Raw genomic sequence first — 274 nt, 5'->3', positions numbered from 1 at the left:
AGATTCGCGCGCACAGGTCGCAGAAATCACGCATGAATTCGGTGTCGCGCGCGAGCGCCGCCGACGTGAACCGGCACAGCGATGCGCAGTCCAGATCCAGCCGGATGCACTTTTCCATCTCGGGCAGCGCGCCTTCGGCGATGCACGCCGAAGCGCAGTTCTCGCACGCCCTGGCGCACTTGTCGAGTGCTTCGATGCAGCGGTCGGCGTCGTTCATGGTCGACTCTCCTAGGGTTTGGCGGCGCGGGGCCGCGAGCGTTGTAAGTACTTCCCG

The 274-nt window shown here is 65.0% G+C and carries 1 pseudogene; it reads right to left on the bottom strand.

The window, feature by feature from the left end:
• Positions 1-217: pseudogene (locus SB772_RS40765) on the bottom strand (four-helix bundle copper-binding protein); the annotation flags it as partial.
• Positions 218-274 lie beyond the last annotated feature (57 nt).

Source organism: Paraburkholderia sp. SIMBA_030 (assembly GCF_046535245.1).
GTDB lineage: Bacteria > Pseudomonadota > Gammaproteobacteria > Burkholderiales > Burkholderiaceae > Paraburkholderia.
This window is presented reverse-complemented; position numbering and strand designations above follow the sequence as displayed.